This window comes from Citrobacter sp. RHBSTW-00887, assembly GCF_013728095.1.
In the GTDB taxonomy this organism is placed as follows: domain Bacteria; phylum Pseudomonadota; class Gammaproteobacteria; order Enterobacterales; family Enterobacteriaceae; genus Citrobacter; species Citrobacter braakii.
The window spans coordinates 44,983-60,038 of the sequence record NZ_CP056267.1; the positions used below are offsets into that span (position 1 = coordinate 44,983).

Below are 15,056 nucleotides of genomic sequence, written 5' to 3' on the forward strand. Positions count from 1 at the left end.
AAAAAAGCTCCACTTGCGTGGAGCAAAGACCTCGCAGTACGCCTAAATTAGGATTAATTATTGGTACTCAGCATTGAAATACAAAACTGAACGTACAATGCCGGGACTGACATTGTTAGCTGTTTGATAATACTGAGCATAAAACGGGATGGAATGATTACCTTTATCTTGAGGTGCTAAATTGATATATGAAGGTGTATTGAATTTAACAGGCTGTTGTTGTTGATCTAACACCTGAATGCCGATGCCAGCAGCGCCTTTGGGTTGGATATTCTTTAGTACACCGATAATACTGCGGTGACCATTCTCTGTGTCGCTCCAGCTTAGAATAACCCGGGAAGGCGTCGTAAAATCACTTTTACAAAGAAGGTCGATAGTAAATGGTTTTCTTCCCGCAGTGCTTCCATAGCCTCTGAATTGCTCAAGTGCTATATCGGGCAGTTTGACGTTGATCGAGCGGTTACCTTTGATTGTGCATGACCGGTTGAGCATCGTGATATATTTTGCCGGCATAATGATATCCACCACGGGCAACGATTGAGCCTCACTTCTGATTTGCAGGTTGATGGAACCCGCAGCGGCTCCTGCCGCAAGCTGATCATCCAGTTTGATCAGCTCAATCTTTATTTTGCTGTTCCTGAATTCATCTGCCGTCGCTCTGAAAGTTGATGGCCACTGGATCGTTTGTCCGGTTGAGGTTTCCAGGGTGACTTTAATGCCAATCCCACTCACATTGCTGCGTATAATACCGGGTTGTTTCATTGCGGACCGATCGCCAATAATCTGTGCGGAAAAAGGCTGGTTGTTAGTACAGCCTGACGCCTGAATATTCTGTAGTGAAAGCGTGCGCGTCTGAATAACTCCCCCTGACTGGATTGATTGCTTATCGTTAACGATTTCCGGCGACAAAATAAACTTTTGTGTGGTCAGGGTACATGCAGCACTGGCTGTCTGATGAATGCCCAAGGCACAGCCCAGAATTAAAGCGGTACGTATTACCGACATGTGGCCTCCTGGTTTTTTAACACGATCGTGCATTTCCCTGTTTCCAGTGAAACGAACACTTCTGGTGAGGTGGTTTCATCAATATAAAGCGCACCGCCTTGTCCGACGTAGCCGACATGATTATTGGCATTGTCGCGGATGATGGCACCGAATGGTATTCTCTGCTGACCCTGCAGGCGGGGATAAATAATGTTCTGTTTTCTGAGCGTCGTTTCAAAGGTGACTGGAATGACATTACCTTCGTAAGGCGCAACCTTGGCCTGAGTTTTGGTAAAGTTCAGACCTTCAGTTGAACCTTTTGGATCGATAGTAACGTCATTCACGCGCCACGGACGAAGCCAGGGCAGAATGGCGTAGCCATTTTTATCGAAGCGGGTTCCAGGTACGCCTTCAAGATGAGCGCCATGCGCATCAGGCGCATAGACCAGCGCGACGGTATCTGAGCGCTCTGGCGAGAAGGTTATTCCCCCCGCGTGCCCAACCAGCATGCCACTCATTCCACCGCTTACCTGGTGCCATGAGTTACTCTGACTCCACGTCCCGTTCAGCGAGGTATAAGGCGTACGCACCATGCCGTTTGCTCCCCATTCCACACTACCGCCGCGGAGATAGCCGGTATTGACCCCCCAAACGATATTGTTTTCCTCATCAGTCGAGGTCGTGAAGCCGAGGCGTGTATTGCTGGCTTTGCCGTTATTGCTGTAGCTATCAGAGGAGATCTGCGTAAAACCGGCGTTATCCCGGGGCAGGAAATAGCTGAATGAGAGCATGATTTGGTCATCTTTGATGACCGAACCCTGTTGATCCTCATTCCAGAAACGCTGGGCGGATATACTCCAGGTCAGGTTGCCCCAGGCATTGGTGTATCCCACGGCATACTGGCGATAATTATCCTGCTGATCCCAGAACTTCTTAAGAGAGCCGGATAAATAGAATGAACCCCAGGTATCGGATAACGGCTGATTAATACTGGCGCTAAACGACTGCTTCTCGCGTGACGAGAAATATTGGCTGACGAATGCCTGTGCATCCAGGGCATCCAGCGCATCGCGTTGACCGTAAAAGTGATGTGAACTGTATTTTGCTTCCAGCCAGAGCGCGGTTGCCGACCAGGGTAGGGTGCTATTCCATGTCAGACGATACTGTTGTCCTTGTTGACGATTGTCCTCAAGCTTCAGGCGCGATTGGGTGATATCAAGGGCGAATGCGCCGAGTTGGGTGTTCAGACCGCTACCGATGAGGGCTGACTGATAGCGCTCGAATCCAGAGGCCCCGGTATACAACGTTAAATAGTTGTTCAGGCCATACTGCCAGTAGGCCTGGGCTAAAAACGGATCTTCATCATAATTATCTTCATCGACGGTGCCGAGAGTGATGCCATAGCGCGAAATGCCGGGTTTTAGTAGCTGTGGTACCGAAGAGTATGGAACGGTAAAGCGGCGGATACGCCCGTCTGATTCCTGAATCGTGACCAGCAACTCGCCGCCAGTATTCGCGGGCAACACGGAATCAATCGAGAATGGCCCAGCCGGAACCGAGGACTGATGAATGGTTTGACCATCCTGGGTAACGGTAATACGGGCGTTGGTCTCAGCTACGCCGCGAATAATCGGCGCCCAGTTCAGCGTGCTATCCGGGCGCATTAAATCCTCAGAAGCCAATCCCACTCCGAGAATAGCCATACTGTCGAACATCTGGCTGTCAGTATAGAACTTGCCAGCGCTTAACATGGATTTCCAACGAGTGATGGGCCGTTTTAGCGTCGTGCGATTATTGGCGTAATGGCTACCTATTTTGCTGTCCCAATTTTGGCTACCAAAATGTTCAATTAGCCACCCTCCAGCAGAGCTTCGTATATCCATCCCCACCCAGGCGCTGTCCGTACTTGAACGATCGTTACCACGTTGCTGGGTGCTGTAGTAATCGGCGTTATAGCTGAAATTAATCGCCGGCGCCCCTGGTTGCCAGAGTTCAGGTTGGACATAATTGTTTTCGATATTATCAACATAAGCCTGCGGGATGGTGATGCGCAGCTCAAGCTGGCTGGTGTTGAGTCTCTCCGTTGCTTTCCCGCTGGTGTCCCAATCGGCAATGCTGCCGCAGCGTGAAGGGTGAGCTGCCAGCGTTTGATTCATTTTTTCTGGGTTAATGCCCACGCCTTTGAGAAATGCTTCTGAATAACAGCTAACTAAATCGCCGTGATTATCTTTTTTGAATAAGAGTTCACGACGTCCACGCCAGTTATCATTAATATAAATATCTACGATATATGTCCCAGGCAATAAGCCTGCGGCATTAAAGGACTGCAAATCGTTAAGTGAAGCATTGCCCATTAAGATGGCGTTATCGAACTCGTAGCGAGTGCTGTCTTCTGCGTGAGCTCCAACGGAAAATAATGAACCATGAAAAATAATGAAACAGGGTATGGTGAGGATCCTTTTACATAAACCCATTACTAATTCCTTTTATCCCTTTTTATTAATTAATGGTTGTTTTGTGTTCCACAATTCCGCCGTAATCGCTGATTGCTTGTAAAACAACCGATTCACCCTGGCTGACTTGTTGTTTTGCATTGATAGTCGTTCTGCTTTTCGGGGCGACCATGACCCCTTCGTTTATGAGTCCATGGCCTGATGACGTCACAATATCCGCAACCGTGATGAAGAAGGGGGTGGGGTTTACCAGCGTTATGTCACGTTGGTTAGCAATAATTTTTATCTTATTTTCCGCGTTTTGACGGTCACCTAACCCACTGGGTCGCCAGAAAAACTTAAAGCGTGAGCGAATGGCTAAATTGAGCACAGCTGAATTGTCCGTGACGCTATTCTTATCCACGGAAGGAATATCCAGTATGTTAAGCCACCACATAGACTCACGGTCGGTGGCGACAATATTTTTATCAACGGCTTTTTTTATTCTGAGTGATTGCCCATTGCCTGCGTCAACGCGGGCAATGGGGGGAGAAATAATAAATGGAGTGGAAATTTCTTCCGGTAACTTTTCTGGATTTCCCTCATCCAACCATACCTGGGCCAACGATGGATATTTTCCCGTATTCGTCATTTGTATCGTGATCTCTGCGGAATCTTCAGAGTAAATAAATCGGGTGCCATTGACAATGATATTATTTGCATGTGCGGTAGAGAGAGCAAATAGAGCTAATAAATAAATGAAAATTTTCATGAAGCCTCTATTAAAATAAATGCTATAGCGCAAGGCAGCTATAGCATTGTGTATTTAGAGATAAGTAATACTATAGTTTGCCTGAGCGCTTACCGGTCCCGGTTGAACATATGATGAACCACTATTTTCACGTGGTATAATGTAACCCACGCTGAATTTATAAGTTAAAGTCGGGCTATCATTGCCATGTAGGAGATAATCTTTCTCAGGTTCAAATCGGTCATTCTTATTCCTCAGGTTAATATTTTTTTCACGATTATCCTTAAGGACTAGCGCTACGTTTTGGGCTCCACCCCTTGTCGTATTTTTGAGATATCCATCGTGAGTTAGAGGGGAATTAACATTCCAGGCTAATTTGGGAACTATTTTTTCATTAATATAACAACCCTTCACTTTAATACTGAATTGCTGGAGTTGCGTTGCATGTAATTTGCTAACTAATGTATTGAGAACTGGGTTTAATTTTACCTGTTTATCTTTATCACCGGCTTCAATTATGCACGAATTGGAATAAACATGACCGGAAAAATTAACAACGCCTTTTTGATCCCTGTTGGGGCCATGTCCAAAATCTGCCATAGCGGAAGGAATTGCGATGGCACAGCTAATTAAACTTATAATGGATAGTTTACTCATAATGCGCTCCTCATTTAGAGATAGATCGTCCCTATTATCAGTAACATTGTCTGGGGTCCTTTTTTCTTGCGCCCTGTAAGGCTGTCGCCCGCTATCAATTATGTTAGATAAATTATTGTTGTACATCGTAGATTGGACGTATTTCACTCATCCTATAATATTAATAATGATCATTAACTATGAGTATTAATGAATTATTATTATCTATAAGTAGATTGTGATTGAGATAGTCCTTTACTCAAAGGTCAAATAAAAACACTTGGAATACAATATGTTATGTTTGTATTGTGATACTTCTTTAAGTGCTATAAAGAAAAATCGAATCCTGCGCTCGGAAAAAGCGAATGATCGAATTGCACAATTAGCTAAATTCTTATAATTCAATCAGATTATCTTTAATCTTAAGTAGTGACTTGTTATTGGCTTGGCATGCAATAACGATAAGGAATATTGTCAATCATCATTTGAATGAAGGCTACATATGCTTAACATGGACAGTAAGATAATACTCATTAGTAACCAATCAATACAGACGCAACTCTTGCTGGATTATCTCAATAAGCAAAACGATATCTTGGTTGATTTTGTTAACATTAGCAGACCAGACATGTCATTTATCGTTGAGGGAAGTATCATCCTCTATGATATACAGGCATCAAGCCGTAAATTAAAAAATGTCTGGTCAAAATTACTCAATGACAGCGCATATAGTTTGCGCGTTTATATTATTAACTGCCTGCGGTCGCTCCCGCTCTATGAGAGCATGCTATGGCCAAATTTTGAGTCGATCGTACCAAATAATTGCTCTACAGAATATTTGTTAGAACTCCTTAAAGAGGGGCTAAAAACCTCCCGTCCACCACGCTCACTGTCACCGCTGCCAGAGTATGTAAACCTCACGCCATCAGATAATAACTACGGCGTTTTAACCGAAAGAGAATATGAAATTTTAACTGAGTTGTCGAAAGGTGCGTCTAATGTAGAAATTGCTAACGCATTTTTTATTAGTGAAAATACAGTGAGAACGCATATTTATAATATATTTAAAAAGATATCTGTGAATAACCGAACACAGGCAGCTTGCTGGGCCAACTTGCATCTAAGAAGTCTGGCTCTCGATCAACTGCCGCGGAAGGAAATGTAAGCCGTACTACTGGCGCAAAGTTTTGAAGCTTACTTTGCGCCAGCATGTCATCGTGTCGTTACTCAGTCTTTTTTCGCAGCGTTTGCGAAGAAGATATCAGACTGAATGTCTTTAGTGCGGATGGTAAACAGCTGATTAGTTAGATCTTCCGTCAGCTTCTCGGCATCGGCCATGATGCGCAAGTTGAAGTCATTCAGCATCTTATCTGCGGCAGGTTTATCGGTTTTTGCCATCTTCAGATATTTTGCTTCGACCTCTTTTTGCTCCTTCGCCACTTTATCTTCCCATGCTTTGTAGGTTTTTTTGACGATTGGCGCGAGCTTCGGATAATCGGTCATCGTCAGCGTCTGTAACTTACGGTATTTCCAGTAAATGGACTGATCGTCCGCTTTATCGGTACCCATCGTATAGTTTGCCGGATACGCTTTCAGGCCGCTGTAGTACGGAACAAACGCGGTGAGGTCGGCCATACCCAGACCAATGTAGGTCGTTTCACCAATCTCTTTTGGCAACCACGGACGGACCTGCATCACGTGCGCTTCATAGGTGCGGAAGACGCTAACCGGACGCCATGGCTCTTTGCCGTTCAGACCGTTGGTGTACGGGTCATGGCTGGTGCCTTCGTAATGGTTACGCAGCACGGCCTTCACATCGTCCAGCGTCATCTTCTTCTCTGGCGTCATGAACACCGGAAATTCGCGCCCTTTGGCCATATCCTGATTTACGGAAGGATTGAACTCTTTCTGGATGGTCCATACGCGAGGATCGTTATACGTGCGGTCACGCTCATCATCACGGGTATAGGCTTTGGAGAAGTTGAATTTGCCATCTTTTGCCGGTTCGTACAGACCTTTTTCGGTCGCAAATTGAATCAGGTTTTTTGACGCCATCATGTCCGGGTTTTTAGGGTCGTAATCCTGTAAGCGGCCCTGATTACCGGTGGCAAAATACTGGTTATTCGGCAGGCGCTGCGCCATCCACTGGTGACCGCTGCCGGTTTCCAGGTACCAGATTTCGTTATCGTCGACGACGGCCACGCCAAAACCTTCCCCAGCGCCGACGGTCTCAACGATATGACCCAGTAGCGCCACGGCTTCACGCGCGGTTTTGCTCTGGGACAGCAGAATATCCGGGATATCATCTTCGGTGATCCCTTTATCTTCAACGTAGGGGTCGGCAGCCAGTGCTTTTGCTGAGGCAAAAATAGATTCTGTACCGCTCACGCCAACGCCCAATTCGTTAAATCCGGTCGCGCCGTGCAGTTGGGTTTTCCAGTTTGGAACGGTGGTATAACGCAGAGAGTTTTTGGGTAGCGGCCAGGTAAAGTCATTTGCGCCATTATGTGCTTTGGTGCTGTATACCCCGGTCTGATTCTGCTTGGCCGGATGAATGACAAAATGCTGCGCTTTCAGGGCATCACTGTCAGCGCTACGGGCTACCAGCATGGAGCCGTCCGCTGATGCTTCATTACCGACCAATAGGGTCGTACAAGCAAAACCTGATGAAACAACGGCCAAATTTATAGAAAGTGCAATCAGGCACTTTTTAAAAGTAAACATTACGTATCCCTCATATGTACGCCAAAAATACACCGGAAACACACCGTTTCCTGAAATGCGATAACGCCTGAACGCTCAGACATTGCTCGCGAGAGAGATAAACGCCCCTGTCCACGTCTTCTCCAAATATCCATCCGTAGGTTGAAGTCTTCTGGGCAAAATAAAACGCCCATTTCGCTTAATTATTGCGCAATGGATATCGTGGTATTCAGGATGTTTCCTGATTCGGGATGAAGAATAGCAATGGGATATGAGTGGATTCAGTGACCCATGTCGCGTAAGTCGATGATGGCAAATATGAATTCTATTGAAGGGGGCGTGCTTTTTGTATCCGGATATGACGTTACCTTTTGCGGCAATACAGCGAGGGGACATTTGAGCTGGCAAAAATCCATGCGCCCTTATACTCCTCCATGACCAGGCTCAGGTTTCGTCCGCTTTGACGGTAAAATCCGGGTAATGTGTTGTTAATATCAGCTTCATCGGCGCTATCAGCGAAGGTTTTGACCACCTGCATTGCCTGTAGCACTCGGGCTTCGTGCTGCCGGGTATAACTGAAATAGATGTTCCTGCTAATGTCTGAGGTATTACGTCCGTACAGTTTTCCGGTAATGGTCGCTAGCCCTGCATCTTTGTACATCCGAAATGAAACCGTACCTGCAAAGCGGTTGCTGCCAATATTCCATTCGACATTTCCAACACAATTTAGCTGCTTTTCGGCATAGCGTGATTGCCATAGCCATCCGCCTGATCCGAGCAATGTCGCCAGGCCGATTACGATTAAAATAAGGTGATGTATTTTTTTCATTGCCCGCGCATCCAGTAATAATGGGTAGTACAAAACGCGTACGCATCTACCCGTGCATCTTTATCACAAACAAATGCCACGATCCTCTCCGCTTTACGGTAGCCGGAAAGGAAAACATGCTTGTTGTTTTCACAGAGAGAAGGGTGCAGTTGCATCAGATTGAAATAATTTTCCTGATCGTGATCATTCAGTGAGTAATAAATTTTACAGTTTTGCCGAGATGGGACCTGCATAGAAACAGAAATGAATTTGCTAAACGGCATAACAGGACGTGTCTGATACCACACCAGCCAGATAATCAATGTGGCAATAACGATGCCAGCGCTAAATATAATATTCCACCAGGGGACCCGCGTCGTTTGTTGTGCCGCGGGAGGAATTATCTTTGGGGGCGCGTATTCCTCTATTAGCGGTGACTGGAAAACTTCACTCTGAGGATGCGTTATCGCCTCTACCTGCGTATTTCCATTTAATCTGAGTCCGCGTCGTGAAATAGTCTTCACCGTATCACGTGGCAGACCCACATCCGCCAGCGCGTTACGTAGCGTCAGAATAGCCTGGTAAAATGTGTTGGTTGTGGTCACATTATTTCTCTCACCCCAACCCACTTTTATCAATGTGTTCTGCGAAACAATGTCACTTGCGTGAGTAATTAAATAGAGAAAGCAAAGCGAAGCTGGGAGTTGAAGTTGTATTGCGCGCCCGGTCTGACGATTGACCAGACTTTTGCTGTCAGGATTAAATTCGACCAACTGATTGATAAGGTACAATTGCCCAGCCCTCAGTAACTATAACGTATCACCGCGTGTGCCTACACATACCTTAAATTTTACATCCAAATCGTGAATATGCCTCACTCTTTGTACGTGATCGAAGATAAGAATTTCACTTAAGGATTAAAAACACTTTAAATACAATGTGTTACGTCTGTAAATTCTTAGGTAAGTATTAACTAATGTTAAATAATGAGAATTCATTACAGTTTTATCTGAATTCTCATTATATTTATCAACAGCACTTCAAGGGGGATTGAGTTATCAGGATTGTGTAATTAATAAGTACCCCTTTCATTGATTAATTTTTAGCAAATAGTGCTTTTTTAATGTTTATTCTGGGATTTGGATTTATGCATAAAATTCCTAATTCCCAGGCTGTTATTCTTAGGTAAAGTAGAAAAAAGCTTAGCGCAATCGCATTACTTACAGCCTATACATAATAGCGTATCAGGAGTTTATTACATTTTTTAAGTGTCACTGTTATTAACTGACAAGGAATGTCACACGTGTCGGATTGACACATTTATTTACCAATGAAATATTTATGGAAAAATAACAGGAGTCATTTTTGATGAAGAGATCACCATCACAGAGTGTTCGTTGCATAAGCTGTGAATTATCCTGTCAATTATTTCCGGATACTGTGGTACGCGCCAACTACTGTCACCGAGCCACTTTTGCGATCTGGCCAGAGGGAAATAGTTTTCTGCAAAAAGGAATTATTGAAAAACTTCTCCTTAATAATCAAAATCATTTGTCGCGTGGGTTTATTTTTGTGGACCTTTCCTTCCCAAACCTGCGCCTGTTCGCCGATCCGCAATGGGTTGACCGGCTGGCCTACAGCGGTATGTATATTGTGTTGATAGCGGACAGGAATCTCGCGCCGTTAGCCAACTACTGGCTGTCGAAAAGCAATAAAATACAAGGGATTATATATTCCGATGATGATGATGAAGTTCAGCATCAGAAAATTCGCCGATTATTTACCGGCCACCTTGCGAACAGTAAACGCGGACGCTCACTCAACTATACAGAAATGATATTACTGAAGCGATTTGTGTCAGGGAAAAGTATTCAGCAAATTACCAAAATAGATAATATAGATATTAAGAAAATATATGTCTACAAGCTCAGGCTTGAAGATAAATTAGGCCATAGCATTCATCAAATACTGTCGAATATTTTATAACGCATTTTTGATTCTTACTATTTTCACATCTTTGCGATGTGGTGGACGCCCTACGCCCGAAAGCAGGAGGCTATTATGAAAAAACCTAAGCATTACTCACGCATTGCGATAGCGGTATCAACCGCGTTAACGTCAATGGTATTTTCAACCCACGCGGCCTGGATTGATATTGATAGTCTTCCTGCCAGTGGATTGGTGAGCAGTCTTTCGCCGGAGTTGCAGGCTTTATTTCCTGCACAGGCAAATGGCAGTTTCGAAAAAAAAAGCGCTATGCCGAATTATGTTTATCAGTGGAGTGCCGGTACCATTCCCGTTTATGGTCATGGATTAACGCTGAATGGGCCAGGAGGAGAAGCCTTCGAACACACCATTACCGTTATTCAGAACAGCGCGACGGGTAGCCCGGGCGTTATTTTCGGTGACGACCTGACGATTCGCACACAGTCAAAGAATGCCGCTAATAATGGTAAAGATGTTGACGGTATCCGCACGCACGGGGCTAATACGCCGGATAATCCAGTCTTTATTATCACCGGGGATCGCACCAGTATTTATGTGGACGGCCAGGATGGTGATGGTATTAACGCCGGTTACAACGCCATCGGTCAGGGTGGGATAGGCTCAGCAAACATCTACGTCGGCGACGATCTGTATATTCAAACCACCGGTAACCAGGGACGTGGCATCACCGCCAACGCGTTTAGAGACGCAACGCTTGCCAAAAATACGATTATTGTCGGCGACCGGGCACACATTGTGACGACCGGTAACAGCTCAGAGGGAATCCGCTCCGGACAGAGCGGGTCCTCAATCCGCCTTGGCAATGACGCCACCATCGAGACATCGGGCACTTCCTCAATAGGGGTCTACGCCGCCTCATCTTCCAAAACGGAACTGGGCAATAACGCCACTATTTCGGTGAGCGGAGCCAGCGCCCATGCGGTCTATTCCTATAATGCGACGGTGAATCTGGGTGATAATGCGACGATTCGTGTTAACAGCATCGATAAAGTTTACTCATTCAGCAAGGCCCCACGCGGCCTGTATGCGATTTCACGCGGCACGGTAAATCTCGGTGGCGGCGCTACTATTGCTATGGCGGGCAATCACAGCAATGAAAGCTATGCCATCAGTACAGAAACGGGAGGCATCGTCGACGGTTCTGCTGGCGGGCGTTTCCTTATCGACGGCGATCTTCACGCCGCCGGTGCTACTGCCGCAAACAACACCCAGCCGCAGCAAAACAGTACCATCAAACTCAATATGACTGACAACTCGTTGTGGAGTGGGGCGTCATACGTCACCAGCGCCACTGCCGGGACGGGGGTTATCTCGCTGCAAATGAGCGATGCGACCTGGAACATGACCAACAGCTCAACGCTCACTGACCTGACGCTGAACGGCGGGTCAGTAGTGAACTTTGGGCATGCTGACGGCGAACCGTGGCAGACGCTTACTATCAATGAAGATTTTACCGGCAACGGCGGAAAACTCGTTTTCAATACCGTCCTGAATGACGATGCCTCCGAAACCGACAAGCTGAAAGTGCTCGGCAACACCGCGGGTAACGCATTTGTGGCAGTGAACAATATTGGCGGAACCGGGGCGCAAACCGTTGAGGGAATTGAGATCATCGAAGTGGCCGGTAATTCTGACGGTACTTTTGAGAAAGCGGGCCGTATTGTTGCCGGTGCGTACGACTATAACGTGGTGCAAAAGGGCAGCAACTGGTATCTGACCAGCTTTATTCCTGCTCCGCCGGATCCGGAAGAGCCGGACCCTGTCGATCCGGACCCGGTTGACCCTATTGACCCAGATCCCGTTGACCCGGACCCGGTTGACCCTATTGACCCTATTGACCCAGGTCCTGTTGACCCGGACCCGGTCGATCCTGTCGACCCGATTATCCCTGAGCCGGAAGAACCTGTTGAGCCCCCTGTCACTGAGCAGCAGTACCGCCCGGAAGCAGGCAGTTATCTGGCGAACAACTACGCTGCTAACACGCTGTTCATGACCCGACTCCACGATCGTCTGGGGGAAACGCAGTACGTCGATATGCTGACGGGCGAGAAAAAAGTCACCAGTCTGTGGATGCGTAACGTCGGGGCACATACCCGCTTCAAAGACGGTAGCGGGCAGTTGAAAACCCAAAGCAACAGCTATGTCCTGCAGTTAGGCGGTGACCTGGCGCAGTGGAGTAGCGATGGTCTCGACCGCTGGCACCTCGGCGCGATGGCTGGTTATGCCAACAGCCAGAACCGCACGCAGTCCAGTCTGACCGGCTACCATTCACGTGGTCAGGTCACCGGTTACAGCGTGGGGCTGTACGGCACCTGGTATGCCAATGACGCTGACAAGACCGGCACTTATGTAGACACCTGGATGCTGTACAACTGGTTTGATAACAAGGTGATGGGCCAGGAGCAGGCGACGGAGAAATATAAATCCAGCGGGATCACCGCTTCTGTTGAAGCCGGTTACAGCTTCAAACTGGGTGAAAATGAGCGCAACAGCTATTGGCTGCAACCGAAAGCTCAGGTGGTGTGGATGGACGTGCAGGCTGACAGCCACCGGGAAGCGAACGGTACCCGCGTGAAGGACAACACCGATGGCAACCTGATGACCCGTCTGGGGGTAAAAGCCTTTATCAACGGTCACAACGCCATCGACGACGGTAAATCTCGTGAGTTCCAGCCGTTTGTTGAAGCCAACTGGATCCACAACACGCAGACCGCCAGCGTGAAGATGGACGATGTGAGCAACGACATGCGTGGCACCAAGAACATTGGCGAGCTGAAAGTCGGCGTTGAAGGTCAAATCACTCCGCGCCTCAACGTGTGGAGCAACGTGGCCCAACAGGTTGGTGACAAAGGCTACAGCGATACTCGCGGTATGCTGGGCGTGAAATATAACTTCTGACGTAACTGCAGGTGACAGAAAGCCGCTGATTAACCGATCGGCGGCTTTATTTTTTGTGGGGGGGAGGCCGGATAAAGATTTCAGCAATCCCCCCACCTGTTGCGCCAAAGCCGTTTTTTTCTGTGGAGTTCCTTAAAGATATAGAAGAATAATTTAAGGAAAATGGTATGTATAAATCATCAGGACTATTTTTTTACTTTCAAAGCAAACTGCTTCGGTGTAATGCCAAAGAACTCTTTAAAGTTACGAATAAAATAAGATGTACTGGTGTAGCCCACTTCATTGGCGATTCTATTAATATGCTTCTCGGTAGTGGTGATGAGTTTTGCCGCCTGATGCATGCGAATATCCAGCACTAGCGTATTAAAATTATTACTCTCTTTCTCCAGCTTTTTACGAATCGACACCTCCGACATATGTAAAATGCTCGCCAGATCTGCCAGCTTCCAAGATTTAGAGAGATCAGCTTCAATGATTGACTTCAGCCGCTCAGTAAAGGTGGTATCCGTTGATACTGACAAGGAATAAACTAACGATTCTATATCCCTCATTTTAGAAAGAAGATAAGTTATTTTATAAACTTGTCGGTGTTGTGGGACATCGCTTCCAGTTAATCGTTTGAAAATTTTTGTATCTGTTTCATCAACAGGACAAGTAAATATTTTACGTCGCATCTGGTTAACGCTTTGCGGATCCAACAGAAGCGGTTCCATCACTTTACAGATACAACTCAATACATCACTGTCAACTTGATAGAGCTCATAGGGAACACCTTTGCCTAACACTTTTAATGTAATATCAATCACGGTGTTTTTTTCGACGTAACAAAGTGATTCAGGGGGAACATTAAAGGACTGCCCATCTTTTGTTTTTATAAGCAGTTGCGCATCCCGCAGATAGATAATCGCACAGTTATAAAAACGGATTTTTTTCAGCACCAACAGATTGTTGTGTGCAAAATTTTCCTTAGCCGGGAAAATAAGGTTACTTAAAGCACTTTGGCTATTCATACAGTCACCCCCATGCTTTGCATGCATATAATTTCATGGGTTATCAGCCATGTAAACTCGGAATTTTTTAATAATAGGAAAAATGTATAATTCTAATTATTTGTTTTTTAACTATGTATTTCTTTAAAATACAAAGAGTTACCCAGTGGCTTTGGTGAGATAATTAACAATTTTAATATTTTCAATGAGAAATAGTGCGAAAATATGGCAATCACACATTCGGTGCAAGAAAAAAATTCTTAAGCAATATCGGAAGCTTTCGGCTGGATTCTGCCCCCAGTTTGCGTTTAATAGATTGTATTTTATAATAAATACTGCTCTCTTTTAGCTGCGTTAGCGTCGCGATTTCTCCGATTCTCTTCCTCTTAAAAAAATACAGATAGACTATTTTTCGTTCATCATCCGTCAAGCCATTGAACACTGAAGCAGGCGAAGGTGTTCGGCTTGAGAACACACGCAGCTTCTCATTCTGGTATGATACCTGCTTAAAGCAGAGGCAGGTTACCGGGAATTTTTCCATCAAAAAGCAGTAAGATAAGTAATCATCCCTGTCACAAACCAAATAGACTTTTTTATATTTATTCAGTATTTCATGAGCAGAATAAAAATTCCTGTACTCGTAACATTTAATATCTGAATTGTCATTGGCGAGCAATGATAATCCGTAATTGAAAAAAGCATTTTTACTTGCCAATAAAAAAGCAATGGACATAAGAACTCTTCGCTATCAAATGTATTAGACACCTTAACTAAAAGTGACTATAAGGTATGAAAAGTACAAAAACCACCCTAAAAAATAGTCCATTGCGATAAAATTATGTACCACA

At 45.7% G+C, this 15,056-nt stretch carries 12 protein-coding genes; 3 read left to right on the forward strand and 9 right to left on the reverse strand.

All coding sequences use genetic code 11. The annotated features are described in order from the left end of the window. Positions 1 to 57: 57 nt before the first annotated feature. The 4 genes from HV314_RS00230 to HV314_RS00245 are packed head-to-tail and all read right to left on the reverse strand — an operon-like array spanning position 58 to position 4,824. Positions 58 to 1,005 carry a fimbrial protein gene (locus tag HV314_RS00230; protein WP_181547038.1) on the reverse strand — a complete coding sequence of 316 codons (948 nt, stop codon included), beginning with the start codon at positions 1,003 to 1,005 and terminating at the stop codon, positions 58 to 60. Beyond that, complete coding sequence (locus HV314_RS00235) at positions 996 to 3,458, reverse strand: fimbria/pilus outer membrane usher protein (RefSeq protein WP_181547040.1); 2,463 nt, start codon at positions 3,456 to 3,458, stop codon at positions 996 to 998. The genes HV314_RS00230 and HV314_RS00235 overlap by 10 nt, the downstream gene beginning before the upstream one ends. Positions 3,459 to 3,483: 25 nt before the next feature. Then, complete coding sequence (locus HV314_RS00240) at positions 3,484 to 4,188, reverse strand: fimbrial biogenesis chaperone (RefSeq protein ID WP_181547042.1); 705 nt, start codon at positions 4,186 to 4,188, stop codon at positions 3,484 to 3,486. Positions 4,189 to 4,242: 54 nt separating this feature from the next. Then, a complete protein-coding gene (locus HV314_RS00245; protein ID WP_046274747.1) occupies positions 4,243 to 4,824 on the reverse strand; it encodes a fimbrial protein in 582 nt (193 codons plus the stop codon). 481 nt (positions 4,825 to 5,305) lie between these two features. Here HV314_RS00245 and HV314_RS00250 point away from each other — a divergent pair, with 481 nt between their 5' ends. Then, positions 5,306 to 5,968, forward strand: a complete 663-nt coding sequence (locus tag HV314_RS00250) for a LuxR C-terminal-related transcriptional regulator (protein ID WP_016155026.1) — start codon at positions 5,306 to 5,308, stop codon at positions 5,966 to 5,968. 62 nt (positions 5,969 to 6,030) lie between these two features. On the opposite strand, the gene HV314_RS00255 is transcribed toward HV314_RS00250, so the two are convergent. From HV314_RS00255 to HV314_RS00265, 3 genes are all read right to left on the reverse strand, one after another. Beyond that, a complete protein-coding gene (locus HV314_RS00255) occupies positions 6,031 to 7,527 on the reverse strand; it encodes a C69 family dipeptidase (protein WP_181547044.1) in 1,497 nt (498 codons plus the stop codon). A 343-nt stretch (positions 7,528 to 7,870) separates the two neighbouring features. Further along, complete coding sequence (locus HV314_RS00260) at positions 7,871 to 8,335, reverse strand: hypothetical protein (RefSeq protein ID WP_181547046.1); 465 nt, start codon at positions 8,333 to 8,335, stop codon at positions 7,871 to 7,873. Next, on the reverse strand, positions 8,332 to 9,105 hold the full coding sequence (locus tag HV314_RS00265; protein ID WP_142418047.1) for a winged helix-turn-helix domain-containing protein: 774 nt from the start codon (positions 9,103 to 9,105) through the stop codon (positions 8,332 to 8,334). The genes HV314_RS00260 and HV314_RS00265 overlap by 4 nt, the downstream gene beginning before the upstream one ends. A gap of 577 nt (positions 9,106 to 9,682) precedes the next feature. Between HV314_RS00265 and HV314_RS00270 the strand changes: the two genes are divergently transcribed. Further along, positions 9,683 to 10,300 (forward strand): helix-turn-helix transcriptional regulator, encoded by a 618-nt coding sequence (locus HV314_RS00270; protein ID WP_181547048.1) that lies wholly within the window; start codon positions 9,683 to 9,685, stop codon positions 10,298 to 10,300. A 75-nt stretch (positions 10,301 to 10,375) separates the two neighbouring features. Next, a complete protein-coding gene (gene misL, locus HV314_RS00275; RefSeq protein ID WP_181547050.1) occupies positions 10,376 to 13,219 on the forward strand; it encodes an intestinal colonization autotransporter adhesin MisL in 2,844 nt (947 codons plus the stop codon). Between the two features lie 185 nt (positions 13,220 to 13,404). Here the strand turns inward: misL and HV314_RS00280 are convergent, their stop codons facing one another. Continuing rightward, the gene (locus HV314_RS00280; protein WP_049282827.1) at positions 13,405 to 14,229 is read right to left on the reverse strand and encodes an AraC family transcriptional regulator; all 825 of its coding nucleotides are present in this window, start codon (positions 14,227 to 14,229) and stop codon (positions 13,405 to 13,407) included. Positions 14,230 to 14,440: 211 nt separating this feature from the next. Then, positions 14,441 to 14,941: a helix-turn-helix transcriptional regulator gene (locus HV314_RS00285; protein WP_049282826.1), complete on the reverse strand. Its 501-nt coding sequence runs from the start codon at positions 14,939 to 14,941 to the stop codon at positions 14,441 to 14,443. Between the last annotated feature and the right edge of the window lie 115 nt (positions 14,942 to 15,056).

Bases quoted from the DNA above. Each gene is read 5' to 3' on its own strand.
- HV314_RS00230 (WP_181547038.1), bottom strand. From the start codon at position 1,005: ATGTCGGTAATACGTACCGCTTTAATTCTGGGCTGTGCCTTGGGCATT.
- HV314_RS00235 (WP_181547040.1), bottom strand. From the start codon at position 3,458: ATGGGTTTATGTAAAAGGATCCTCACCATACCCTGTTTCATTATTTTT.
- HV314_RS00240 (WP_181547042.1), bottom strand. From the start codon at position 4,188: ATGAAAATTTTCATTTATTTATTAGCTCTATTTGCTCTCTCTACCGCA.
- HV314_RS00245 (WP_046274747.1), bottom strand. From the start codon at position 4,824: ATGAGTAAACTATCCATTATAAGTTTAATTAGCTGTGCCATCGCAATT.
- HV314_RS00250 (WP_016155026.1), top strand. From the start codon at position 5,306: ATGCTTAACATGGACAGTAAGATAATACTCATTAGTAACCAATCAATA.
- HV314_RS00255 (WP_181547044.1), bottom strand. From the start codon at position 7,527: ATGTTTACTTTTAAAAAGTGCCTGATTGCACTTTCTATAAATTTGGCC.
- HV314_RS00260 (WP_181547046.1), bottom strand. From the start codon at position 8,335: ATGAAAAAAATACATCACCTTATTTTAATCGTAATCGGCCTGGCGACA.
- HV314_RS00270 (WP_181547048.1), top strand. From the start codon at position 9,683: ATGAAGAGATCACCATCACAGAGTGTTCGTTGCATAAGCTGTGAATTA.
- misL (WP_181547050.1), top strand. From the start codon at position 10,376: ATGAAAAAACCTAAGCATTACTCACGCATTGCGATAGCGGTATCAACC.
- HV314_RS00280 (WP_049282827.1), bottom strand. From the start codon at position 14,229: ATGAATAGCCAAAGTGCTTTAAGTAACCTTATTTTCCCGGCTAAGGAA.
- HV314_RS00285 (WP_049282826.1), bottom strand. From the start codon at position 14,941: ATGTCCATTGCTTTTTTATTGGCAAGTAAAAATGCTTTTTTCAATTAC.